A 25,110-nucleotide genomic window follows, 5' to 3' on the forward strand; every position below is an offset into this window, starting at 1 on the left:
CGCTCAGGCCGCCACGTGCGCGGCCTGCAGCGCCTTGACCAGCGTGTAGGAACGCTTCTTGGCGGCGAGGTCGTGCACCGGGGTGGTGATCATGATCTCGTCGGCCAGCGTGGTGTCGAGGAAGTTCTCCAGCCCTTCCGCCACCTTCTGCGGGCCGCCGACCAGCACCTTGGAGCGGTTGCGGCGGATGAAGGAGCGGTCGGCCTCCGTATAGGGATAGGCGGCCGCCTCCTCCGGGCTCGGCACCGGCCCGTAATCGCCATGCATGCGCCGCAGATGCGAGAGATCGACGCTGCCGGCGAGCCACTCGGCCTCCTCGTCGGTCGGCGCGCACACCACCGACAGGGCGAGGATCGCGTGCGGCTTGTCGAGCCGCTCGGAGGGCTGGAACGCCTCGCGATAGCCCAGCATGGCGTCGAGCACGTCGTGCTCGGCGAAATGATGCGCGAAGGCGAAGCCGACGCCGACCTGCGCCGCCAGCCGCGCGCTGTAGCCGGACGAGCCCAGCAGCCAGATCGGCGGCAGCTTCACGTCGACCGGCATCACCTTGATGTTGCGGAAGGGATGATCGGCCGGCCAATTGCCGGTGTCCCAGGCCGTCAGTTCGCGCAGGCGATCGAGGAAATCGTCCGCCACCTCGACGTCGCGCCGCCGGCGCAGCGCCAGCGCCGTGAGCTGGTCCGTGCCCGGCGCCCGCCCGAGGCCGAGATCGACCCGGCCGGGATAGAGCCCCTCCAGCACCTTGAAGCGCTCCGCCACCATCAGCGGCGCATGGTTGGGCAGCATCACCCCGCCCGACCCGACGCGAATCCGCTCGGTGGCGGCGAGGATCTGCCCGGACATCACGTCCGGCGCCCCCGAGGCGACCGACGGCAGGTTATGATGCTCGGCAACCCAGAACCGGGCGAAGCCGAGCTGATCGACATGGCGGGCAAGCTCGACCGTCCCGCGCAACGCCTGCGGCCCGGTGCCGCCGGAGATCACGAAGGAAAGGTCGAGCACGGAGAGCGGGACGGAGGAGAGACGGGTCATCGGCCTGAGATGGGCAGCCTACGCGCCTTTGCAAGCATGTCGGACGACGCGGAGAGGACGTTGAACCGATGACGGATGATGACGTTGCGTCACTGCTGGCCTTCGCCACTTGTGGCCCGCCCCGAGCCGGACGGCGCGGCGGAAGGTCGTGGTCACCCAAAGTATAACCTCACACGAGATTAGGTTGTACCTTGTCGAAATGCGGTTTCACCGATAAGGAGAACCCGCCCTGAACGGGGCGCAACCAGGTACGGCGGAGAGCGGGTCATGGCCAACACGACCATCGGCGTGAAGATCGACGAGGAGCTGCGCGACCGCCTGAAGGCCGCCGCCGGACGCGAGGGCCGCTCCGCCCACGCCCTCGTCAAACAGGCCCTCATCACCGCCATCGAGCGCGTGGAACACGGCCTGCCGCCCGCCACCGGCACGGGCGAATGGGAGGCCGCGGCGCCGGAAGGCGCGGATGCGGCCGATGCCGCCGCCAGCCCCTTCCTGCCCTTCGCCCGGGGCGTGCACCCGCAGAGCGTCCTGCGCGCGCGCATCACCGGCGCCTATCGCATGCCCGAGACCGAGTGCCTGCCGCTGCTCGTCGGCCCCGCCACCCTGCCGGGCCCGCGCGCCGAGGCCGCGAAGGAGCGCAGCCGCGCGCTGGTGGAGGCCCTGCGGGCGAAGGGCCAGAAGGGCCCGGTGGAAGGGCTGATCCACGAATATTCGCTCTCCAGCCAGGAGGGGGTAGCGCTGATGTGCCTCGCCGAGGCGTTGCTGCGCATCCCCGACCGGGCGACGCGCGACGCGCTGATCCGCGACAAGATCGGCCATGGCGACTGGCAGGCGCATCTGGGCCACAGTCCCTCGCTGTTCGTCAATGCCGCGACCTGGGGCCTCGTGCTCACCGGCAAGCTCACCACCACTTCGAGCGAGGCGGGCCTCTCCGGCGCGCTGACCAAGCTGATCGGGCGCGGCGGCGAGCCGCTGATCCGCAAGGGTGTCGACGTCGCCATGCGGATGATGGGCGAGCAGTTCGTCACCGGCCAGACCATTTCCGAGGCGCTCGCCAATTCGCGCCGCATGGAGGCGAAGGGTTTCCGCTATTCCTTCGACATGCTCGGCGAGGCCGCCACCACCGAGTCCGACGCGCAGCGCTACCTCGCCGATTACGAGCAGGCGATCCACGCCATCGGCAAGGCCTCGGCCGGACGCGGCATCTATGAGGGGCCGGGCATCTCGATCAAGCTCTCGGCCCTGCACCCGCGCTATTCGCGCGCCCAATATGACCGCGTTATCAACGAGTTGCTGCCGCGTATTATCACGCTGGCCAAGCTCGCGCGGCATTACGACATCGGCATCAATATCGACGCCGAAGAAGCCGACCGGCTGGAGCTGTCGCTCGACCTTCTGGAATCACTTTGTTTCGAAGAGTCTCTAAGTAGCTGGAACGGCATCGGTTTCGTCATCCAGGCCTACCAGAAGCGCTGCCCCTATGCGATCGACTACCTGATCGACCTCGCCCGGCGCTCCGGTCACCGGCTGATGATCCGACTGGTCAAGGGCGCCTATTGGGACAGCGAGATCAAGCGGGCGCAGCTCGACGGGCTGGAAGGCTTCCCGGTCTATACGCGCAAGGCGCATACCGACGTCGCCTATCTCGCCTGCGCCCGCAAGCTGCTCGCCGCGCCGGACGCGGTGTTCCCGCAATTCGCCACCCACAACGCGCAGACGCTCTCCACCGTCATGGAAATGGCGGGGCCCAACTACTATGCGGGGCAATATGAATTCCAGTGCCTGCACGGCATGGGCGAGCCGCTCTACGAGGAGGTGGTGGGCCGCGAGAAGCTGGGCCGGCCCTGCCGCATCTACGCGCCGGTGGGCACGCACGAGACGCTGCTCGCCTATCTGGTGCGCCGCCTTCTGGAGAACGGGGCCAACTCCTCCTTCGTCAACCGCATCGCCGACAAGGCCGTCCCGCTCGAGGAGCTGATCGAGAGCCCGGTCGAGGCCGCCGCGCGTATCGAGCCGCTGGGCGCGCCGCACCCGCGCATAGCCGCCCCGGCGGAGATGTTCGGCGAGGTGCGGCGCAATTCCGCCGGCCTCGACCTCTCCAACGAGCAGCGCCTCGCCTCGCTCGCCGCCGCCCTGCTCGCCGGCAGCGCCGCGCCGCTGAAGGCCGTGCCGCTGCTCGGCGACGGCCCCGCCGCCGGCATCGCCCGCCCGGTGCTGAACCCGGCCGACCATCGCGACGAGGTCGGCACGGTCGAGGAAGCGACGCCGGAGATCGTCGCCCGCGCCATGGATCTCGCCCATGCCAGCGCGCCGATCTGGCAGTCGACGCCGCCGCAGGAGCGCGCCGCCTGCCTGCTTCGTGCGGCCGAGATCATGGAAGCGCGCATGCCGGCGCTGATCGGCACCATCGTGCGCGAGGCCGGCAAGTCCTATCCCAACGCCATCGGCGAGGTGCGCGAAGCGGTCGATTTCCTGCGCTATTACGGTGCGCAGGTGCGCGACGGCTTCTCGCTCGACACTCACCGCCCGCTCGGCCCGGTGGTGTGCATCAGCCCGTGGAACTTCCCGCTCGCCATCTTCACCGGCCAGGTCGCGGCCGCGCTCGCCGCCGGCAATGCGGTGCTCGCCAAGCCGGCGGAAGAGACGCCGCTGATCGCCTGCGCCGCCGTCGAGATCCTGCGCGAGGCGGGCGTTCCGCCCGGCGCGGTCCAGCTCGTGCCGGGCGCGGGCGAGGTCGGCGCGGCGCTGGTCGGGGATGCGCGCACGCGCGGCGTGATGTTCACCGGCTCCACAGAGGTCGCCCGCCTCATCCAGCGCCAGCTCGCCGAGCGGCTGAACCCGGATGGCGGCGTCATCCCGCTCATCGCCGAGACGGGCGGGCAGAACGCGATGATCGTCGATTCCTCGGCGCTGGCGGAACAGGTGGTGGCGGACGTGCTGACCTCCGCCTTCGATTCCGCCGGCCAGCGCTGCTCGGCGCTGCGCATCCTCTGCCTTCAGGAGGACGTCGCCGACCGGATGCTGGAGATGTTGCGCGGCGCGCTCAAGGAGCTGTCGGTCGGCAATCCGGTGCACCTGTCCACCGATATCGGCCCCGTCATCACCGCCGAGGCCAAGGCCGGCATCGAGGCCCACATCGCGCGGATGCGCGAGGCCGGCCGGCGCGTCGAGCAGCTCGCCCTTGCCGAGGCCTGCCAGCACGGCACCTTCGTGCCGCCGACCCTGATCGAGATCGACCATATCGGCGAGCTGACGCGTGAGGTGTTCGGCCCGGTGCTGCATGTCGTGCGCTATCGGCGCGAGGCGCTCGGCGAGCTGATCGAGGCGATCGACGCCACCGGCTACGGCCTCACCTTCGGGCTGCACACCCGCATCGACGAGACCATCGCCCAGGTCACCGCGCGCATCGAGGCCGGCAATATCTATGTGAACCGCAACGTCATCGGCGCAGTGGTCGGGGTCCAGCCCTTCGGCGGGCACGGCCTGTCGGGCACCGGGCCGAAGGCGGGCGGGGCGCTCTATCTGCTGCGCCTGCTGTCGCAGCGCCCGGCGGCCAGCCTCGCCGCCTCGAACGCCTCGGATGAGGCGCGGCTTTGGGTCGACTTCCAGTCCGATCCCCTCACCCGCGACCTCGCCGGCGCGGCCGTGGGCTGCGCTCCCTACGGCCATCAGGCCGAGCTCGCCGGGCCGGTGGGCGAGCGCAACGTCTACGCCCTCGGCCCGCGCGGCACGGTGCTGTGCCTCGCCGCCACCGAGCGCGGCCTCGCGGTGCAAATCGCCTGCGCGCTCGCCACGGGCAACCACGTGCTGCTGGAAGGCTCGAGCCTGCCGCCGCTGCCGATCGGGCTGGAGGGCTGGATCTCGCTCGCCGAGGCTCCGGAGGGTGGCGACCTTCAGGGCGCGCGCTTCGACGCGGTGCTGTTCGAGGGCGACGGCGACGCGCTGCGGCGCCTCAACCAGGACATCGCCGCCCGGCAGGGCGCCATCGTCCTTGTGCACGGGCTCACGCCCGAGGCGCTGGAATCCGGCGCGCTCTACCCGCTCGACATGCTGATGCTGGAACGCTCGATCAGCACCAACACGGCGGCGGCCGGCGGCAATGCCAGCCTGATGAGCATCGGCTAGCCGCAGCCGCGCCCGCTCCGCCACGAAAAAGGGACGGCAGTCGCCCGCCGTCCCTTCCTGCGTATGTCGTGTCGCGCGATAGGCTTACGCGGCCTGCGCCAGCGGCTTGCCCTCGACGAAGGCGAGCAGGTCCGGGTTGAGCACGTCCGCATGCACGGTCAGCATGCCGTGCGGATAGCCGGGATAGGTCTTGAGCGTGCCGTTCTGCACCAGCTTGACCGAGAGGCGGCCGGCATCGTCGATCGGCACCACCTGGTCGTCCTCGCCGTGCAGCACCAGCGTCGGCACGCTGATCGCCTTCAGGTCCTCGGTCTGGTCGGTCTCGGAGAACGCCTTGATGCCCTCGTAATGGGCCTTGGCCGAGCCCATCATCCCCTGCCGCCACCAGTTGCGGATGACGCCCTCGGAGATCGTCGCGCCCGGCCGGTTGAAGCCGTAGAACGGCCCGGTCGGAACGTCGAGGAAGAACTGGGCACGGCTGGCCGCCAGCGCCGAACGGAGGCCGTCGAACACCTCGATCGGCAGGCCGCCCGGATTGGCCTCGGTCTTCAGCATCAGCGGCGGAACGGCGCTCACCAGCACCGCCTTGGCGACCCGGCCCTGCGGCTCGCCGTGCCGGGCGACATAGCGCGCGACCTCGCCACCGCCGGTGGAATGGCCGATATGCACCGCGTTGCGCAGGTCGAGATGCTCCATCACCGCCGCGGCGTCGGCGGCGTAATGGTCCATGTCGTGGCCTTCGGAGACCTGCGCCGAGCGGCCATGGCCGCGCCGGTCGTGGGCGATCACGCGGTAACCCTTGCCGAGGAAGAACAGCATCTGGGCGTCCCAGTCGTCGGCCGAGAGCGGCCAGCCGTGGTGGAACACGATCGGCTGGGCGTCCTTCGGACCCCAGTCCTTGTAGAATATCTCGACACCATCCTTGGTTGTAACGTAGCCCATGGTGAAATTCCCTGTGTTTGCGGAGCGTTCAGTCTGGAAGGATGCCCCGATCGCCATGCCGCGGACGGCGCGGTCGAGGGACGGGACGGGCGCTCACGGGCGCCCGTCGAACGTGGCCGGCTTCGTCGCGGAACCGGATGCGTCGCGGCTGCGCGGCGAAGCCCGCCCGGTCAGCCCCGCATGCGGTTGGCGCTGCGCCACTGATAGGGCGTCTCGCCGACGATCTTGCGGAACACGGTAGTGAAATGTGCCTGCGTCTGGAAGCCGACGCCGAGCGCGATCTGGATCAGCGAGTCGCCGGTCTCCAGCATCATCTGCTGGGCTGCCTCGATCCGCTGGCGCAGCAGGTAGTCGTGCGGACGCATGCCGGTCGAGACCCGGAACTGGGCGGCGAAGTGCATGCGGCTCAGCCCGGCCGCGGTCGCCATGTCGGCCAGCGTGACGCTTTCGGCCAGGTTCTCGGCGACATAGGCGGCGACGCGCTTGAAGCGCCACTTGGGAAGGCCGGACTTGGGCCGGCGCGTTTCCTTCGGTTGCACCGGCGCGTCGGCCGGAGCCTCGAGATCCGCGGTGCGGGTTTCACCGCCGGGCAGACCGAGCAGCCGGGTGAGGATGGCGAGCCGCAGCGCGTCGGCATAAAGGCCGGAATATTCGCTGCCATTGCCCTGCGCGGCACCGAGCGCGAGGGTCAGCCGGTCGATCACCGGATCGCCGCGGCCGGAGAGGTCGCCATCCCGGCCGGACAGCATGCCGACCACGCGCTCATATTCGCTGCGGGGCATGGCGAGGCGGACGACGTCCGCGTCGGGGCCCTCCGGCGTCCGCCCGTTCTGCGGCGAGACGGCGACCGACATGCCGACATGGTCGAGGCGGACGGAGAGACTTTCATTCGCGCCGTCCCATGCGTCCGGACCGCTCCGAGGCGCCCGGCCATGGGCGGCGGCCGGCTGGATTTCGACGATACGGGGGGTGACGGCGAGGCCTTCGAAAGGCGGCGAGACATGGAGCGACATGGGCCTGATCCTCTGATCTTCGAAGCTGCAGAAGCCGCTGGATGCTGCCTTCAGGAGAGATCCGCAGATCGGGGGATGGTGCTTTGCCCTCCCCGCGACATCGGTTGGTTCTCTCGATCCGGCGATGCGTTCCGCTCGTTGCTGGCGATGTTCGAAGGATGATCGAGCCGCGTCCCGCCCTCCATTCTACGTGGGTTTGGCCGCCTATATGATGAGTTTGGCCGACCGATACCTTGGTATGGTGCCGACCGCACGGACGAGGAGAACCGGGCGAGGACGGCCGCCGGGAAGCGCCGCTTCGCGCCCGGTGCGTGCGTTTCGGATAGACTGCCGCGCGCCGACGCGGCGTTGATGGGCCCGCATGGCATGCGGAGGATGGCGCGCGGCAGACAGGCGCCATCGGGGGATCGGCAGGCTGGGACATGGACGATCGCGGTGATGCGACGGGGCACGAGGATACCGACATCGAACCGGGGAAGAACTGGCAGATGGCCGTGCTGGCCACCATCCTCGCCGCGGCGATCTTCGCGCTCGACACCTTCTCGCCGGTCGACATGGCGATCGCGGTTCTCTACGTCGTCGTCGTCCTGCTGGCGGCGAACTATGTGGAGCGGCGGGGCCTGCTGGCCATTTCCGGCCTGTGCGTCGGCCTGACGCTGGCGAGCTTCTTCATCATCCATGGCGACAGCTTCGATCTCGGCTCGGTCATGCGCTGCGCGGTCAGCATCGCGGCGATCACGGTCACCACGCTGCTGTCGCTGCGCAACCAGGACGCCACCGATTCCCTGAAGGAGCAGGCCGCCCTGCTCGACCTCACCCATGACGCGATCTTCGTGCGCGATACGGAAGACGTCATCCGCTACTGGAGCCAGGGCGCGCAGGAGCTCTATGGCTGGACGCGGGCCGAGGCGGTCGGCCGCAACGCCGCCGATCTGCTGAAGACCGCCTTCCCCCATGCGCTCGCCACCATCCGCCGCGAGCTGCTCCAGACCGGCCGCTGGGAAGGCGAACTGACCCATACCCGCAAGGACGGCAGCCGGGTGACGGTGATGAGCCGCTGGTCGCTGCAGCGCGACGAGCGCGGGCGGCCCGCGGCCACCATGGAAACCAATAGCGACCTCACCGAGCGGCGCCGGGCCGAGGACGCGCTGCACCAGACCCGCACCCAGCTCACCCACGTCACGCGCATCACCACGCTCGGCGAGCTGACCGCTTCCATCGCCCACGAGATCAACCAGCCGCTCGCCGCCGTCGTCACCAACGGCGCGGCGTGCCTGCGCTGGCTCGACCGGCCCGAGCCCGACATCGGCGAAGCCAAGGCCAGCGTCGAGCGCATGATCAGCAACGGCCGCCGGGCGAGCGACGTGGTGGCGCGGCTGCGCGCCCTCGCCCGCCGCAGCGAGCCCCAGCACACGCCGCTCGACGTCAACGAAGTGGTCGAGGAGATGCTGCAATTGCTGGAGCGCGAGCTGGCCCAGCACCGCATCGCGCTGGAGCTGGCGTTCGACCGCCACGTGCCGGCGGTGGCCGGCGACCGGGTGCAGCTCCAGCAGGTACTCATCAACCTCTCGCTCAACGCCATGCAGGCGATGGACGCGGTTCCGCCGCGGGGCCGGCGTCTCGGCATCGTCACCCGTGCGGAGCAGGACGAGGAGGGTCGAGCGGTCGTCATCGAGGTGCGCGACCGCGGGCCGGGAATCGCGCCGGAGAACCTGCCGAAGCTCTTCAACGCCTTCTACAGCACCAAGCAGGACGGCATGGGGATGGGCCTGTCCATCTCCCGTTCCATCATCGAAGCCCATGGCGGGCGCATCGCCGCCGCGCCGAACGAAACGGGCGGCATGACCTTCGCCGTCAGGCTGCCCGTGCCGGAGGATGAACCGACGTGATCGCCCCGCCCTCTCAACCCGCCTCCCCGACCGACGAGCCGCTGGTGATCGTGGTCGACGACGACGCCGAACTGCGCGAGGGCCTTTCGAGCCTGTTCCGCTCCATCGGGCTCCGGGTCGAACTGTTCGGCTCGGCCGGCGAGTTGCTGGCGGCCCGCCTGCCCGACGTGCCGCGCTGCCTCGTGCTCGACATCCGGCTGCCGAATGTGAGCGGCCTCGATTTCCAGAGCCAGCTCGCCCGATCGGACGTCGAGATGCCGATCATCTTCATGACCGGCCACGGCGACATCCCGATGTCCGTGCGGGCGATGAAGGCGGGTGCGGTCGACTTCCTCACCAAGCCCTTCCGCGACCAGGACATGCTCGACGCGGTGTCGGCGGCTCTGCAGATGGACCGCGAGCGGCGCGCGGCCCAGAAGAGCGTTTCCGACGTGCGCGCGCTGTTCGACACGTTGACCGCGCGCGAGAAGGAAATCATGACGCTGGTGACCACCGGCCTCATGAACAAGCAGGTCGCCGCCGAAGTCGGCTTGAGCGAGATCACGGTCAAGATCCACCGCGGCCATGTAATGAAGAAAATGGGCGCGCGCTCGCTCGCCGATCTCGTGCGCATGGCCGAGACACTCGGCCTGCATGATGCCAAGAGATAGGCTGGCAAACCTGCGTATAATTCGAATTCGATGGGGACCGGCCTATATTCCGACCAGAAACGGCGCCCGGCGCCGCATTGGAATTCAACCCCGAGGTATAGTGAAGTGTCCCCTCTACCGATGATTTCGATCATCGACGATGACGAATCGGTTCGCGTCGCGACGGAAAGCCTGGTGCGCTCGCTGGGTCTTGCCGCCCGCACCTTCGCCTCCGCCGAGGATTTCCTGAAATCCTCGCTGGTGGAGGAGACGGCCTGCGTCATCACCGATGTGCAGATGCCCGGCATGAGCGGGGTCGAGCTGCAGAGCGTGCTGCGCGCCCGCGGCGCGGATACGCCGCTCATCTTCATCACCGCCTTCCCCGAGGAACGCGTCCGCCGGCAGGCGGATGCGGGTGGCGCCATCGGCTTCCTTGCGAAGCCCTTCGACGGCTCCGCCATGATCGAATGCATCGACCGCGCCCTGACCGCGCGCGGCGCCGCGCCCCGCCCCTGAGCGGGACGCGGAGCGCCGAAGCTTCCGACGACCGAAGGCCGGACGGCGGAAGTCCGGGACAGCGGCCGGCAGATCGGCTCTAATGTCGACATGACCCGTTCTCCAGTCCCGCCGGCGCGCGCGAGGCGCCGGCCGCTACGCGCCGGACTGCTGTTCCTGCTCCGGCTCCTGCTCGCGATCATCATTCTCGCCGACGAGCTGTTCCGGCCGTTCTATCGTCCGCTGATCGACCGCCTCGCCGCGCTCAGGCTGATGCAGGCCTTCGAGCGCTGGGTCGGCGCGCGCTCGCCCTTCACCATTCTGGTCCTGCTCGCCATTCCCTACCTCACGGTCGAGCCGTTCAAGTTCATCGCGCTGATCTGGATCGCCGACGGCGCGGTGCGCACGGGGACGCTGGCGCTGGTGCTGGCCTATCTGATCAGCTTCGTCGTGGTCGAGCGCATCTTCACCGCCGGCCGACCGAAGCTGATGACCATCGCGTGGATGGCCTGGCTGATCGAGACCGCGACTGCGGTGCAGCGCCAGCTCTTCGCCTGGCTGCGGATCGACCTCATCAAGCAGGAGACGCTGCGTCAGCTTCGCCGGCTGCGAGCCTCGCTCCGCTGAGCCCAGCAAACGCAGGTATGAGCGATCTAGACGAGCGGTCAATTCTCAAGCGCGGGGCAGCGCCCTAGATCATTGTCGTGGGACGGGCCTCTCGCCTGTGCCCCTCTACGGGTGTACCGTCGCACCGGTCTCCCGGGTCAATCTCGATCGTCAGCCATGGAGCGCGACAATGGACTCAGCCTCGGCAAAGAGCCGCCAGAAGGCCCCTCTCTCCACCCCCACCGATCTCGGCTCGAACGCCACGCGTGACGTCGCCGCCGCGCTCACCGGCGTTCTCGCCGACATGTTCGCCCTGTACCTGAAGACGAAGAACTTCCACTGGCACATGTCCGGCCCGCATTTCCGCGACTATCACCTGCTGCTGGACGAGCATGGCGACCAGATCTTCGCCACCACGGACGACCTCGCCGAGCGCGCGCGTAAGGTCGGCGGCACGACGCTGCGCTCGATCGGCCATATCAGCCGGCTCCAGCGGCTCGAGGACAACGACGCCGAATACGTGACCCCCGAGGACATGCTGGCCGAGCTCGCCGAGGACAACCGCCGCATGGTCGGCTTCCTGCGCGAGGCCCACAATGTGTGCGACGAGTACGAGGACGTCGCCAGCGCCAGCCTGATCGAGAACTGGATCGACGAGGCCGAGCGCCGCGCGTGGTTCCTGTTCGAGATGACCCGCAAGCCCAAATAGGCAGCAAGGCGAGGCACGCCCGAGTGCCTCGGGCCAGCACGCGAGACCGGCCGGCGCCACGCCGGCCGGAATGATTCCCGCCTATCCCGAGAAGCCGCCGGCGGCGAGGAAGGCCGCCTCTTCCGCCGTCGTCACGCGGCCCAGCACGGAATTGCGGTGCGGGAAGCGGCCGAAGCGGCGGATGATGTCCCGGTGCCCGTCGGCATGCCTGAGCACCTCCTCCCCGATCCCGGCGCAGATCGAGACCGAGATGTCCTGGTCCGCCATCTGCTCGGAGTGGGCGAAGGGCAGGCTGAAGAACACGCGCAGCGCCGGCTCCACCTGCCCGTCGAGCCCCGCGAGCCGCGCATGGCGGGCATAGAAGCGCGCCAGCGGATCGGTCGCGTACATGTGGCCGGTGCCGCGAAAGGCGTTGCGCGGAAACTGGTCGGTGAGGATCAGCAGCGCCAGCGTGCCCTCGGCCGTCGCCATCCAGCCATCGTGCCGGCGCGCGGCCACCTCCATGTGGAGATCGAGGAACAGGTCGCGGAACTGCCGGTCGAACGCGTCGTCCTTGGCGAACCAGGGCTCCTCCCCGGCCGCGCGCCAGAACGCGACCACGCCCGCGCCATCGCCATCGGCGCTCACGAGGAAGCCCCCGGCGGCGCGGTGCCGTCCGGCTTGTTGCCGTGAATGAAGTCGAGGCCGGCATAGATGCCGCCGGTGAGTTCCTCGGCGAACCGCGCCGCGTCGCGGCGCCTGACATCCTCCATCACCCGCGCGCACTCCTCCTCGTCCACGCCCATCAGCCGCAGCGCCTGCTCGCCGAGGGCGAGCGCCGATTCGAACGTCTCGCGGATCTGCCAGTCCGCGCCGGCATGGACGAGCGCCACCGCGTGCTCGCGATTCATGGCGCGGGCGAGCACCGGCACCAGCGGGAACTCGGCCTTCACCAGTTCGACGATCCGCACGATCGACTCGGGATCGTTCGCCGCCACCACGATCAGCCGCGCCTCTGGCGCGCCGGCCGCGTGCAGGATGTCGAGCCGCGTGCCGTCGCCATAATAGACCTTGAAGCCGAAATCGCGCGCGTCGCGGATCATGTCGGGGTCGGATTCGATGATCGAGATCGAGCAGCTGCGGGCCAGCAGCGGCTGGCTGACGATCTGGCCGAAGCGGCCGAAGCCGATCAGCAGCACGCTGGCGGACAGGTTCTCGGCCGCGTCGATGCCGTCCATCGAGGGCGCCACCTTCGGCATCAGCCGGTCGTGCGCCATCATGAGCAGCGGCGTCAGCGCCATCGAGACGATGATGGTCGCGGTCAGGATCGCGTTGGCCTCGCCGTCGATGATGCCCACCGCCGACGCGGCGGCGTAGAGCACGAAGGCGAACTCGCCGCCCTGCGCCATCAGCACCGCCCGCTCCAGCGCCTCGCGGTTGCTCGCCCGGAACAGCCGCGCGACGGCGTAGATGCCGATCATCTTCAGGACCATGTAGGCGACGACGGATATGGCGATCAGCGCCCAGTTGGCGGCAATGACGTCGAGGTCCAGCGCCATGCCGACGCCGAGGAAGAACAGCCCCAGCAGCACGCCGCGGAACGGCTCGACATCGGCCTCGAGCTGGTGGCGGAAGGAGGATTCCGACAGCAGCACGCCTGCCAGGAAGGCGCCCATCGCCATGGACAGCCCGCCGAACTGCATCGCCAGCGCCGCGCCGAGCACCACGAACAGCGCCGCCGCCGTCATCACCTCGCGCGCCCGCGCCTTGCCGAGGATGCGGAACATGGGATCGAGCAGATAGCGCCCGGCGATCACCAGCGCGGCGATCGAGGCGAGCCCGATGCCGATGCTGGTGAGCCGGTCGGCCAGCGTCGCGTTTTCACCGCCCGGCGCGAGGAAGGCGACCAGCGCCAGCAGCGGCACGATGGCGAGGTCCTCCAGCAGCAGGATGGCGACGATGCGCCTTCCCTTGGGCAGGGCGAGCGAGCGCCGCTCCTCCAGCATCTGCATCACGATCGCCGTGGAGGTGAGCACGAAGCCGGTGCCGGCGACGAAGCTCTGCGCCACCGGATAGCCGAGCGCGAGGCCGACGCAGGTCAGCACGCCGATGCACACCAGCACCTGCGCCAGCCCGAGCCCGAAAATCTCCCCGCGCATCGCCCACAGCCGCGAGGGCTGCATCTCCAGCCCGATGACGAACAGGAACATCACCACGCCGAGCTCGGCGACGTGCAGGATCGACTGCGGGTCGCTGAACAGGCCGAGGCCGAACGGCCCGATGACGAGGCCGGCGGCGAGATAGCCCAGCACCGAGCCGAGACCGAGCTTCTTGAACAGCGGCACCGCGACCACCGCCGCGCCCAGCAGCACGACGACGGGAACGAGATTGAAGCCGCCATGCGCGGCGGCCTGGCTGGCGTGAACGGCTTCGGCGGCCTCGGCGACCATGCTTTGTCCCCCGGGGAATCACAGGAACCGCATCCGCGGCCTTACGCAACGCTACCGCAGAAAAGCGGCCGCGTTTCACCCCGCCGCCGCGCAGGCCCCCTTCCGGCCTTCCCATTTGGTCGTATAGCCGCCATCGGCGGGGAAGGTCCCGCCCCTCATTCAACAGCCTTCCGACATCGGGAACCGGATGAAGGAGACGATGTCGTCGATATCGGTCGGCCCGGTCCTGGCGAACAACGACCGCGCCGCCCGCTCGGCGAACGGGTGCGGATCGACGCGGCAGGTGCCGCCCGTCTCGCCGCCAACTACGCCTCGCTCTCAACCGGCAGAGTCAAGCCGTCGAATGGGAGGCGAACGACCCCTGCGCACGCGGCAGTGCCCGCACGGGTCAGTGTCAACAGATCCCGGCCTACGACGTGGGCGGCCCATAGAAGCGGGCGAGCCGGTCGAGATGCTACCCACCCATCGTGCGGCGGCGATGCCGATGCCGCACTGCCCGCACCGCCGGCATCGCACGCGCCCGCCTCAGCCGGTCAGGTTCTCGCCGCCGTTGAGGTGCATCACAGTGCCGGTCATGTAGGCCGCGGCGTCAGAGGCGAGGAAGGCGGCGATCTTCGCCACCTCGTCGGTGCGCCCGTGCCGGCGCAGCGGGATGCCCGCCAGCCGCTCCGGGCTGGTCTCCAGTAGCGCGGTCTCGATACCGCCGGGCGCAATCGCGTTGACCGTGATGCCCCAGGGCGCGAATTCCAGTGCCCAGGACTTGGTGAGGCCGAGGATGGCCGCCTTGGACGCCGCGTAGATCGACGAATCCGCGTGGCCGAACACGCCCCAGTTCGACGAGGTGTTGACGATCCGCCCGGCGCGGCGCGCCTTCATGCCGGCGATCACGCCGCGCGTCGCGGCGATGGTGCCGCCGACATTCACCCGGAAGACGAGATCGACGAAATCGGGCGTCACGGCGTCCATCGGGCCGTCGCCGGCGATGCCGACATTGTTCACCAGCACGTCGATCGCCCGCGCCGCGTCGAGCGCGCGCACGCCTTCCTCGAAGCGGTCGGCTTCGCACACGTCGCAGGCGAAGGGCGCAGCCTCCGGCACCCGCGCCAGCGTGCCGGCGAGCGCCTCGTGCGAGATGTCGTGCGCGATCACGTGGCAGCCGAGCGCGGCGAAATGGACCGCATGCGCCTGGCCGATGCCCGACCCCGCGCCGGTGATCAGGACCGTCCGGCCGGCGAGGTCCGCGCTCATGGCCGCGCCGCGAGATAGTCGAAGGCGGTCAGCACGTAGATCCGGCCGAGCGCCACCAGTTCGTCGATGGCGACGTGCTCGTCGGCCGCGCCCATGTTCACCGGCGTCAGCCCGCACACCACGGTCGGCACGCCCGCCGCCCGGTAATGGCGCGCGTCCGACGCGCCGACCCGCATGTTCAGCACCGGGTCGATGTCGAGCACCTTGCGCACGTTGCGCGCCAGAAGGCCGATGACCGGATGCTCCGGATCGGTCCAGCTCGCCTCGTAGCGCCGCGTGATCTCGACCGAGACGCCGAGCTCGGCGGCGATGCGCAGGATCTCGGCCTCGATCGTGGCGACGCTGATTCCGACCGGGATCCGAACGTCCGCCGTCGCCTCGGCATGGTCGGCGACGAGGTTCGACAGCCGCCCACCGCTCATGGTGCCGAAGGTCACCGTCACCTTGCCGAGCACCTCACTCTCGCCGGCGCCGGAAAGTTCCTCGGAGACCGGGCCCGCCGCCGCGATCGCCTCGACCACCTTCTGCGGCGCCGCCACCGGCAGGTCGCGAATGGCGCGCAGCGCGGCGATGGCGTCGATCAGCTTCTCCAGCGCGCTCTCGCCCTTGTGCACATGGGCGGCATGGGCGGAGCGGCCGCGGGCCGACAGCTTCATCCAGATCATGCCCTTCTCGCCGAAGCGCAGCACGCGCGGCGAGCCGGCATCGGCGCTGATCATCACGTCGCCGCCGGCATGGGGCACCGTGTCGAGCAGCAGGCGCGAGCCAAGCACGCCCATGGTCTCCTCGTCGCCGGCGAAGGTGGCGACGAGTTCGCCCGCGAACTGCTCGCGGATCGGCGCGAGGCGGCGCAGCGCGAACAGGATCGCCGCGATGCCCGCCTTCATGTCCGAGACGCCGAGGCCGTAGAGCTTGCCCTCACGCGCCTCCCCGGTCGGGTCGGCGGTCCATTCGTCCGCGTTGCCGAGCGGGAACGTGTCCATATGGCCGTTGAAGACGAGACGCGGGCCGGGCCTGCCGCCCTTCAGCCGCAGCACGAGGTTCATCACGTGCTCGGCGCCGGGATGGCGCTCGATCTCGATCCCCGGCAGGTCGGCGATCAGGGCGACGATCTCCTCGGTCATCGCCCGCGTGTCGCCCGGCGGTGTCCCGCTCGGGCACGCGACGAGACGCTTCGTTGCCTCGACCAGCCAGTCGGCATCCGCGCCGGCGGCCTCGTCCGGCAGATCGTTCGTCGTCGCGTCGCTCGTCATCGTGTCGCCCATTCTCAGCCCGCCCTCAGCGCGGCGGTCGCCGCCTCGTCGACCACGCCGTCCGGCGTCAGCGCCACCCGATAGACGTCGCGCGCCCGGGCGGGGCTGATCCAGCCCTCCTCGACGTCGCGCGCTACGCGATGGGGATCGCGCGTCAGCGCGTCGCCATAGCCGCCCCCGCCATTGGTCATGGAGACCACACGCTGGTCGCGCCGCACATGGACGTGCTCGGAGGTCGTCATCTCGGTGATCTCGCCGGCGTCGGATTCGAGATATTGCCGCGCCGGACGGGCGTCGCCGCCGCCGCGCGTGCCGAGCGAGGGGTTCACCGTGCCGTCGGAGCAGAAGCCGAGCTCGAAATCGCAGTCGATCGGGCGGAACGCCGTCACGATGCCCGGCGCCCCGCGATGCGCCCCGGCGCCCTCGCTGTCGGTCAGGATCTTGCGGGTCTCGATCATCATCGGGTGCAGCATCTCGTCGATCTCGACGCTGTCGTAGAACGGCATGCCGGCATTGCCCATGCAGAACAGCGAGAGCCAGCCATCTTCCACCGGCGTGCCCGGCCCGCCGCCGGCGGCGAGGATCACCTCGTTGACGAAGGCATGGCCGTTGCGCGGGTCATGGCCCGAGATCACGCCCGCCGCGGGCGGCAGCGCCGCGCCGCCTTCCGCCATGCCGACCTTCGGATCGATCGCCGCCATGGCGAGCTGCACCGCGTTGGAGACGCGGTCGCCCAGATTGGTGGTGGCGACCGAAGTGGAATGGGGATGGCGGGGAATGCCGACGCAGCAATTCTCGCGCAGCTTCACCTCGATCCGGCGCAGGCTCCCCGCGTTCGGCGTCACCGGCCTGGGCAGGCTGTTCAGCACCCCGACCAGCGCCGCCGTGCGGGCGCAGGCATGAGAGAGGTTCACCCCCACCGGCAGGCAGTCGATATTGTCGGTCAGGTCGACCGTGATCATGCCGTTCGCCGCATCCACCGTGACGTCGGCATTGGCGGGAATGCCGCCCGCCGGCGTGCCGGGCAGCGGGTCGTGCGTGCAGGTGCCGCGCGCCGAGCCGGAGGCGATGGTCGAGATGATCTCCACCATCTGGCGCTCGGTCATGTCGAACCACTGGCGGGCATGCTCGGAGAGCGCCTCCCAGCCCAGCTCCGCGCCCATGCGCATGATCTCGCGCTCGCCGATCCGCGCCGCGCCCAGCATGGCGAGGTAGTCGCCGCGCCACTGCTCGGGCACGCGGATGCGCATCATGCACATGTTGATGATGTCGCGATTATCCGTGTAGTCCGACTGCACCTTCACCGCCGGGAAGATCAGCGCGCCTTCCTCATACACGTCGCGGGCGTTGCCCATATAGGTCGTGGGCAGCGAGTTGCCACAGTCCGCCTGGTGCGCCTTCGCCACCACGGTGAAGCGGTGCACGTCGTCATCGTCGAACACCGGCACCAGTATGGTGTGGTCGGCCGCGTGCGAATTGCCGTGATAGGGCGAGTTGTGCAGGAAGGCGTCGCCGCGCTTGAGGTCGGGATGGATGTCGAGCATCGCCCGCGCCATCAGGTCGGCGCCCCCGATCACGTGGATCGGGTAGCTGTCGGCGGCGGTCAGCAGCTCGCAATCGGCGGTCACCAGCGCGCAGGAGAAGTCGCGCGCGGTGTTGATGACGCCCGAGCGCGCCGTGCGCAGCAGCGTGTTGGCCATCTTGCGCGTCACGCCGTCGAAGCGCTTCTGCATGATGGCGAGCTTGACGCCGCTGGCGAGCGGGGCCGTGTGGGTCTGGGTCTGGACGTTCATCGGCCGGTCTCCTCAGGCTGCGCTGCGCACGACGAGGTGCCCGCCGGGCCGGCGCACGGCCCGCGCCCCCGGGTTCACGACGATGGTGGTGAAGTTGCTGTCGACGATGGCCGGGCCGGCGATCTCCTCGCCCTCCGCCATGTGCTCGAGCCGGTAGGCCGGCGCCTCGGTGAGGCCGGTCTCGCGGAAATACATCGGGCGCCGGGTGGAATCGGCCACCGCCCCCTCCTGCGCCAGCCGGATCGAGGTCGGGTCCGACAACCGGCAGCGGGCGAGTGCGCGCCAGCTCATGATCTCGATCGCGTCGCCATCGTCGCGGAACGAGAACAGCTCGGTGTGGCGGGCGTGGAAATCGGCGATCAGCGCCGCCACGTCCGCTTCGCGGGCGAAGCCGTCGCCGCGCAGCGGCACGTCGATCTCCCACACCTGGCTCGGATAGCGGCCCTCGATGGAGAAATCGATGCGCTTGTCGCGCGCGTGCGGCCCGGCCTTGGCGAAGAAGCCCTGCGCCTGCGCGGCCAGCTCGGCGATGATGGCATTGGCCTTCTCGCGGTCGAAGGCGGTCGTCTTCATGAAGGCGGTGCGGGCGAACTCGGTGGTGAGCTCCGACATCATCGCCCCCGCCGCGCTCAGCGCCGCGCCGACATCGGGGAAGATCACCGTGTCGCAGCGCAGCCGCCGCGCGATCAGCACCGCGTTGATGCCCGCCGCGCCGCCGCCGCCGATCATCGCCGTCTCCTCCGGGTCGATGCCCTGCTTGACGGTGATGTCCTCGATTGCGTGCACCATGCTCTCGGTCGCGAGGTCGAGCACCGACAGCGCCGCCTCCTCCACGCCGATGCCGAGCGGCCCGGCGACCTCGCGCGCGATGGCCTCGCGCGCCGCCTCGCGCCCGAGGCTCATCTGCCCGCCGAGGAAGAAGGCCGGGTCGATATAGCCCAGCACCACGGCCGCGTCGGTGACGGTGGGCCTGGTGCCGCCGCGCCCGTAGCACACCGGCCCCGGCGTCGAGCCGGCGCTCTCCGGCCCGACATGCAGCAGCCCGGCCGCGTCGACGCGGGCGATGCTGCCACCGCCGGCGCCGACACTCTTCACATCGACCGAGGGGAAGCCGGTGAGGTTGCCCTGATAGATCGGGCCGAGCCAGGTCTCGCGGGTCCAGGGCAAGGCGCCCTCGCGCACCAGCGAGACGTCGTAGGTGGTGCCGCCGGCATCGGTGACGATGGCCGTGCGCGCGCCTTCCGCCTCGGCGAAGAACCGCCCGGCGACCGGCGCCATGGCCGGCCCGGAATTGAGCGCCAGGATCGGGCGCTCGGCAAGGTCGGCGACGTCGACCAGCCCGCCCTGCGAGGTCACCGCGAAGATCTGGCCCTTCAGCCCGCGCCCTTCCAGCCGCGCCTTCAGCGTGCGCAGATAGTCGCTCATGATCGGCTTCAGCGAGGCGTCGATGGCGCAGGACGAGGTGCGCCGATACTCGCGCACGGTCGGGTTCAGCCGATGCGAGAGCGTGTAGGGTACGCCCGGCAGGTGCTCCTCCAGCAGCTCGGCCACCCGCTCCTCATGCGCCGGATTGACGATCGACCAGATGAGCGCGACCGCCACCGCCTCCACCTTGTTCGCCTTCAGCTCGGCGATGATGGCGAGCACCGCCGCCTCGTCGAGCGGCTTGTGGACGCGCCCGTCGGCCCAGATGCGCCCGGGCACCTCGAAGGTCAGCGCGCGCGGGATATAGGGCGCGGGATAGGGAACGCGGTAGTTGAACGGGTCGGTGCGCCCGCCCTCGCGGATCAGCAAGATGTCCGGGTGACCCTCGGTCGCCAGCAGCGCGGTGCGCGCGGCGTTGCCGGTGATCACCGCGTTGATGGCGCGGGTGGTCGAGTGGAACAGGATCTCGGTCTCGCCGAGAAGCGCCTCGACCCCGACGCCGCGGGCCTGCGCGGCGAGCTCGATCGCGCCGAGAATGCCGCCGATCGGATCGGGATAGGTGGTCGGCGACTTGAACATCGTCGCCGCCCTGCCGGGCTCGTCCACCATCAGATCGGTGAAGGTCCCGCCCACGTCGATCGACATTCGCATTTTGCCCAACTCCCATACGGTGATATTCATCTTATGCAAGAGAGTTGCATATAAGACAAGTTAATTTGCTTTAACGCCAGTGATCCGCCCTAACTTGCGTGGTGCACAAGCGAAAAGGGTTCTGCTAGACAGGCAAATAAGCCAGCCGGGAATCGGAAGCGGGCAGCATGCCGACGGCTGGCGGCAGAGGGAACGAACGCGCCCATGGCCAATTCGGATGGCGAGAAGCTCGACGAGGGACTGGCGGCGGTCGGGCCGCGCGTGCGCTATCTGCGCCGGCTGCACCGGCTGCGCCTCAAGGACCTCGCCGCGCTCGCCGGCTGCTCGGAAAGCCTGCTCTCGCGCATCGAGAACGCGCTGGTCGTTCCCTCGCTGAGCACGCTGCACCGGCTCTCCAAGGCCCTCAACGTCAATGTCGCGGCGCTGATCGACCCCAAGGAAGAGCAGATCTGCACCATCTACGGGCCCAATGACCGGCCGCGCTACACCCGCGCCGCCGAGGAAGGCGACGGCAGCACGGCGGAGATCCTCACCCCTTTCTCCGAGCATCGCCAGCTCGAGGGGCTGCTGCTGGAAATGCCGGCCCACGGGCCGATGTGCGGCCCGTTCCAGCACGCGGGCGAGGAGGTCGGCTATGTCCTCGCCGGCGAGCTCGAGCTCCATGTGGAGGGCGAGCAGTACCGCGTGCCGACCGGCTACAGCTTCTTCTACCAGTCGGACCGCATCCACAGCTACCGCGCCTCCGGCGACGAGAATTGCCGCGTCATCTGGATCAACACCCCGCCGACCTTCTGAAGGCCGCCGCCGGGCCGGCCCTCCCCGTCGGTTCGGCGCCCGTCAGGCCGGCACCGCTCAAGCCGGACTGACCGCCCGCAGGAAGCGCTGCGTGCGCTCCTGGCGCGGATTGTCGATCACCGCCTCGGGCGTGCCCTCCTCGACGACCACGCCGCCATCCATGAACACCACCCGGTCCGCCACCTCGCGAGCGAAGCGGATCTCGTGCGTGACGACGATCATGGTCATGCCGGCCTCGGCCAGCTTGCGCATGACGGTCAGCACCTCGCCGACCAGCTCCGGGTCGAGCGCGGAGGTCGGCTCGTCGAACAGCATCACCCGCGGCGAGGTCGCGAGCGCGCGGGCGATCGCCACGCGCTGCTGCTGGCCGCCGGAGAGCCGGTGCGGCAGGTGGTTCACGTGGTTCTGCAGCCCCACCGCCGCCAGCAGCCGCAGCGCGGTCTCGCGCGCCTGGGCCTGGGGCACGCCGAACACGCGCACCGGCGCCTCCATCACGTTCTCCAGCGCCGTCAGGTGGTTGAACAGGTTGAAGTGCTGGAACACCATGGAGAGGCGCGCCCTGGCGCGAGCGCGCGCCAGACGGCCGGTCGGGCGCGGTTGGCCGCCCGCCACCGGCTCGTAGCCGACGAACTCGCCCCCGACCGTGATCGTGCCCCAGTCGACCGGCTCCAGATGGTTGATGGTGCGCAGGAAGGTGCTCTTGCCCGAGCCGCTGGGGCCGAGCAGCACCACCACCTCGCCGCGCTTGACCGTCAGGTCGACGCCGCGCAGCACCTTGTTGGACCCGTAGTCCTTCTGCACGTTGTGGCAGACGACCAGCGGCTCGCCGCGCGGCACGGGATCGGCGTCGGCATTGACAATGGTGCGGAACAGGTCGTCGGAATCGCGCGCCGCGACCGCCGCCGCCTCGGCCGGGGTATCGATCGACGAGCGGTCCTCGCCTGCCTCGACGCCGGCTGCGGCGATGGCGGCGGCATCGGGCACCGCCTCCTCGCGGCTCAGCCGGAAGCCGAGCAGGCGGCTCATCGCGCCGCCATCCGTGCGGGTGTCCTTCTCGAGGTCGAAGCGACGCTCGGCCCAGGCCTGCGCCACCGAGATGATGCTGACCATGACGAGATAGATCACCGAGGTCGCCGCGAAGACGGTGAAGAACTTGTTGTTCTGCCCGACGATCTGCTGCGAGCGGAAGGTGAGCTCGTTGACGAACACGATCGAGGCGATCGAGGTCAGCTTGAGCATGCTGATCGTGTCGTTGCCGATGCCCGGCAGGATGGCGCGCATCGCCTGCGGCAGGATGATCCGGCGCAGCGTCAGGAACGGCCCCATGCCGAGCGAGGTCGCGGCGATGGACTGGTTGCGGTTCACCGACAGGATGCCGCCGCGGATGGTCTCGGCGCTGAAGGCGGCCTGGTTCAGCGAGAAGCCGACCACCGCCGTGGTGAAGCTGTCGAAGCGCAGGCCGACATAGGGCAGCGCGTTGAAGATGAAGACGAGCTGCAGCAGCTGCGGCGTGCCGCGGGTGAAGAAGATGTAGAGCCAGGCCGAAGCGTTGAGCAGCTTCTGCGAGGAGAGCCGCATCAGCGCCAGCACCAGCCCGAGCAGCAGGCCCAGCGTCATCGAGATCGCGGTGATCTGCACCGCCACCCACGCGCCCTCCCACAGGAAGGTGGAACGGCAATAGTTCAGAAACTCCCAGAACCAGCCGAACGCCATGGCGGCGTAGGGGTCCTGCATGCTCAGGCCGCTGGCCTGGTCCTCGATCGACTGGCCCTGCGCCTGGGCGAAGGCCACGGCCGTGCCGACCATGAACAGCACCGCCACGCCCGCGAGCAGCTTGGCAGATCGTTTCATCGGGAAGTCTCCGTTTCAGGGGCCGGCCGGGGGCGGCCCGAGACGAGATCATGCCGGAACGGGGTCCCGTCCCGGCATGCTCGAAGGGTCGTCAGGGCGGATTATGCCGCCCGTGCCGTCACTTGGTGCGGATTTCCGCCGGGATCATCAGCGCCGGGTCGGTGTTGTACTTGGCGAAGATCTTCTTCTGCGTGCCGTCCGCCTGGATCACGCGGATGCCGTCATAGATCGCCTTGACCAGGTCTTCCTTGCCCTTGCCGATGCCGACGCCGATCTGGAAGCCGGAGACGATGCTGAAGGCGCGGCTGTACTTGGTGGAGTTGTTCTTGGCCATGAAGTCGATATAGCCGAGGTCCCACATCAGCGCGTCGGTGCGCCCGCTCTCCAGCAGGCGCAGGCCCGCGGCGAGGTCCTGGAACGGCATGGTGTTGATGGCGGCCTTGCCCTCGCTCTTGCAGACCTCCTGCTGCTTCAGCGTGGCGGCCTCCTCGATCGAGCCGATGCCGTAGGCGACGGTCTTGCCGCAGAAATCGTCGAGCTTCTCGATCTTCTGCGGGTTGCCGGCGGGCACGAGCACGCCGGTGCCGGCGCCCATATACATCACGTAGTCGACGTTCTTGGCGCGGTCGGGCTTGTAGTAGAGATCGTCCCACATCGCATCGATCTGGCCCGAGCTCACCGCCGGCAGGATGCCGGACCACGCACCCAGCGTGAACTTGTACTTCACGCCGGCGCAATCCATCACGGCCTTGGCCATGTCGACGGCGATGCCGTTGAGCTTGTTCAGGTCGGCGCCATCGCGCACCACATAAGGAGGCGTCTGCGGATCGGCGCCGAAGGTCACGGTCTTGCCGGCGAGGGAGGGATATTTGGTGGCGACCTTGTCCGGCTCGCAGGTCGGATCGGCGGCGAAGGCACTGCCGGCCACCAGCAGGCCGGCGGCCAGGGCCGCAGCAGCCGTGAGGGATAGGCGAACACTCATTTCCGTCTCCTGGAAGTGCGGCCACGGCCCGAACCGCCGGCCTGTTTTTGGCAATTGATTTCAGCAATATGCAAGTCAACTTGCATACTACGCAAATAAAGCAATTCGCATGCCAATCCAGAAGCCCGCTTCGGCCGAGGGTTTCCCGATCAAGGCGGCGGCGGCGTGCCCAACTCGCAGGCACTTCACCGCCCATTGCCCACAACGGCGCCAGCCGGCCTAGACCACGCCGAGCGTCGCCACCCGCTCCCCGCGCGAGACGGTGCCCAGCGTCGTCGCCCGCACGAACAGGCCGTCGACCGGCGCCACCACCTCTTCAACAACGTCGCCAAAGACGTCGAATATGCGGCACAGGCGCTGGCCCTTGCTCACCGCCTGGCCGAGCTCGACCTCGGTCACCAGCACGCCGCCATGGGTGGCGCGGATGCCGACGAAGTCGCGCATGACATGGGTCACCTTCGGCTCGACCCGCGCACCGGGGATCATGCCGAGCCCCTTGAGCAGGTTCAGCACGCATTGCGCGCCGGTCTCGACGAAATCGAGGTCGAGCCGCCCGCCCTCGCCGATCTCGAAGGTGAAGCACGGCACGCCCGCGCGGGTCGCCTCGACGCACAGGATGCCATCGCTCACATACATGCCGCGCTCGCCGCGCACGATCCATCCGGTGCCGAGCTCATGCGCGAGCTGTTCGGCGCGCTTCGCATGCGCGCCCATGCCGTGATGCGGGAGGATCGCGATCGGCACGTATTTGCCGCCGCGCGTGGGGGTATGGACGTCGAGCGCGACGTCGCACTGCGTGATCAGGCCGAACAGCCGTGCGGCCATCACCTGGGCGATGTTGCCGTTCGCGTCGCCCGGGAAGCAGGTCCAGGCGTCGGCCGGCACCTGGTCCAGCGGCGATTTGAGGTACTGCGCCAGCGGCAGGCGGTGGTCGGCCTGCAGCGCCAGCGGCTGCTGCACCGGCACGCAGACGATGCTGCCGGCGAGATCGCCCGGGTCGACCGCCGCCAGCGCCTTCGTCACCAGCGCGACGCTGTTCACCTCGTCGCCATGGATGCCGGCGCCGATATAGATGCGCGGGCCCGGCCGCACGCCGTTGATCAGGATCAGCGGCAGGCTGATGAGCGTGCCGTCGGCGAGCTCCAGCGCGGGAATGCGTGTCTTCAGGCGCTGGCCGGGGCCGACGGTGAAGCCTTCGATGGTCAGGTCGTCCATCACGTCGTCCATCTGATCGTCCATTGGT

At 69.2% G+C, this 25,110-nt stretch carries 19 protein-coding genes; 7 read left to right on the forward strand and 12 right to left on the reverse strand.

Annotated features, from left to right (window positions below; all coding sequences use genetic code 11):
- Positions 1-3: 3 nt before the first annotated feature.
- Positions 4-1,032 (reverse strand): LLM class flavin-dependent oxidoreductase, encoded by a 1,029-nt coding sequence (locus tag NVS89_RS12590; RefSeq protein WP_258733105.1) that lies wholly within the window; start codon positions 1,030-1,032, stop codon positions 4-6.
- Positions 1,033-1,299: 267 nt separating this feature from the next.
- Here NVS89_RS12590 and putA point away from each other — a divergent pair, with 267 nt between their 5' ends.
- Entirely contained in the window at positions 1,300-5,157 is a 3,858-nt protein-coding gene (gene putA / locus NVS89_RS12595; protein ID WP_258733106.1) for a trifunctional transcriptional regulator/proline dehydrogenase/L-glutamate gamma-semialdehyde dehydrogenase, read from the forward strand.
- Between the two features lie 84 nt (positions 5,158-5,241).
- On the opposite strand, the gene NVS89_RS12600 is transcribed toward putA, so the two are convergent.
- Both NVS89_RS12600 and NVS89_RS12605 read right to left on the reverse strand, forming a co-directional pair.
- Entirely contained in the window at positions 5,242-6,099 is an 858-nt protein-coding gene (locus NVS89_RS12600) for an alpha/beta fold hydrolase (protein WP_258733107.1), read from the reverse strand.
- Between the two features lie 170 nt (positions 6,100-6,269).
- Complete coding sequence (locus tag NVS89_RS12605; RefSeq protein WP_258733108.1) at positions 6,270-7,112, reverse strand: helix-turn-helix domain-containing protein; 843 nt, start codon at positions 7,110-7,112, stop codon at positions 6,270-6,272.
- A 422-nt stretch (positions 7,113-7,534) separates the two neighbouring features.
- Between NVS89_RS12605 and NVS89_RS12610 the strand changes: the two genes are divergently transcribed.
- From NVS89_RS12610 to NVS89_RS12630, 5 genes are all read left to right on the forward strand, one after another.
- Positions 7,535-9,001 (forward strand): PAS domain-containing sensor histidine kinase, encoded by a 1,467-nt coding sequence (locus NVS89_RS12610; RefSeq protein ID WP_258733109.1) that lies wholly within the window; start codon positions 7,535-7,537, stop codon positions 8,999-9,001.
- Positions 9,001-9,651, forward strand: a complete 651-nt coding sequence (locus NVS89_RS12615) for a response regulator transcription factor (protein ID WP_374114570.1) — start codon at positions 9,001-9,003, stop codon at positions 9,649-9,651. Before NVS89_RS12610 ends, NVS89_RS12615 begins: the two co-directional genes overlap by 1 nt.
- Positions 9,652-9,771: 120 nt before the next feature.
- Positions 9,772-10,146 (forward strand): response regulator transcription factor, encoded by a 375-nt coding sequence (locus NVS89_RS12620; protein ID WP_258733111.1) that lies wholly within the window; start codon positions 9,772-9,774, stop codon positions 10,144-10,146.
- 90 nt (positions 10,147-10,236) lie between these two features.
- Positions 10,237-10,752 carry a hypothetical protein gene (locus NVS89_RS12625; RefSeq protein ID WP_258733112.1) on the forward strand — a complete coding sequence of 172 codons (516 nt, stop codon included), beginning with the start codon at positions 10,237-10,239 and terminating at the stop codon, positions 10,750-10,752.
- Positions 10,753-10,921: 169 nt separating this feature from the next.
- Complete coding sequence (locus tag NVS89_RS12630) at positions 10,922-11,440, forward strand: Dps family protein (RefSeq protein ID WP_258733113.1); 519 nt, start codon at positions 10,922-10,924, stop codon at positions 11,438-11,440.
- An 81-nt stretch (positions 11,441-11,521) separates the two neighbouring features.
- On the opposite strand, the gene NVS89_RS12635 is transcribed toward NVS89_RS12630, so the two are convergent.
- The 6 genes from NVS89_RS12635 to NVS89_RS12660 form a co-directional block, all read right to left on the reverse strand.
- Complete coding sequence (locus NVS89_RS12635; RefSeq protein ID WP_258733114.1) at positions 11,522-12,067, reverse strand: DUF924 family protein; 546 nt, start codon at positions 12,065-12,067, stop codon at positions 11,522-11,524.
- The gene (locus tag NVS89_RS12640; protein ID WP_258733115.1) at positions 12,064-13,869 is read right to left on the reverse strand and encodes a monovalent cation:proton antiporter-2 (CPA2) family protein; all 1,806 of its coding nucleotides are present in this window, start codon (positions 13,867-13,869) and stop codon (positions 12,064-12,066) included. Before NVS89_RS12640 ends, NVS89_RS12635 begins: the two co-directional genes overlap by 4 nt.
- Positions 13,870-14,394: 525 nt before the next feature.
- Positions 14,395-15,117 carry an SDR family NAD(P)-dependent oxidoreductase gene (locus tag NVS89_RS12645; RefSeq protein WP_258733116.1) on the reverse strand — a complete coding sequence of 241 codons (723 nt, stop codon included), beginning with the start codon at positions 15,115-15,117 and terminating at the stop codon, positions 14,395-14,397.
- Positions 15,114-16,382: a M20/M25/M40 family metallo-hydrolase gene (locus NVS89_RS12650; RefSeq protein WP_258733117.1), complete on the reverse strand. Its 1,269-nt coding sequence runs from the start codon at positions 16,380-16,382 to the stop codon at positions 15,114-15,116. The genes NVS89_RS12645 and NVS89_RS12650 overlap by 4 nt, the downstream gene beginning before the upstream one ends.
- 2 nt (positions 16,383-16,384) lie before the next feature.
- Positions 16,385-18,163 (reverse strand): hydantoinase B/oxoprolinase family protein, encoded by a 1,779-nt coding sequence (locus NVS89_RS12655; protein WP_258733118.1) that lies wholly within the window; start codon positions 18,161-18,163, stop codon positions 16,385-16,387.
- Between the two features lie 12 nt (positions 18,164-18,175).
- Positions 18,176-20,233: a hydantoinase/oxoprolinase family protein gene (locus tag NVS89_RS12660; protein WP_258733119.1), complete on the reverse strand. Its 2,058-nt coding sequence runs from the start codon at positions 20,231-20,233 to the stop codon at positions 18,176-18,178.
- A gap of 210 nt (positions 20,234-20,443) precedes the next feature.
- Here NVS89_RS12660 and NVS89_RS12665 point away from each other — a divergent pair, with 210 nt between their 5' ends.
- The gene (locus NVS89_RS12665; protein WP_258733120.1) at positions 20,444-21,034 is read left to right on the forward strand and encodes a helix-turn-helix domain-containing protein; all 591 of its coding nucleotides are present in this window, start codon (positions 20,444-20,446) and stop codon (positions 21,032-21,034) included.
- Between the two features lie 57 nt (positions 21,035-21,091).
- Here the strand turns inward: NVS89_RS12665 and NVS89_RS22940 are convergent, their stop codons facing one another.
- The 3 genes from NVS89_RS22940 to NVS89_RS12685 all read right to left on the reverse strand — a co-directional run bounded on the left by NVS89_RS22940 (position 21,092) and on the right by NVS89_RS12685 (position 25,106).
- Entirely contained in the window at positions 21,092-22,885 is a 1,794-nt protein-coding gene (locus NVS89_RS22940) for an amino acid ABC transporter permease/ATP-binding protein (protein ID WP_309486547.1), read from the reverse strand.
- 118 nt (positions 22,886-23,003) lie between these two features.
- Complete coding sequence (locus tag NVS89_RS12680; RefSeq protein WP_258733121.1) at positions 23,004-23,867, reverse strand: ABC transporter substrate-binding protein; 864 nt, start codon at positions 23,865-23,867, stop codon at positions 23,004-23,006.
- A gap of 219 nt (positions 23,868-24,086) precedes the next feature.
- Entirely contained in the window at positions 24,087-25,106 is a 1,020-nt protein-coding gene (locus NVS89_RS12685; protein ID WP_258733122.1) for a succinylglutamate desuccinylase/aspartoacylase family protein, read from the reverse strand.
- Positions 25,107-25,110: the final 4 nt, after the last annotated feature.

The organism is Ancylobacter mangrovi (assembly GCF_024752355.1).
GTDB classification, from domain to species: domain Bacteria; phylum Pseudomonadota; class Alphaproteobacteria; order Rhizobiales; family Xanthobacteraceae; genus Ancylobacter; species Ancylobacter mangrovi.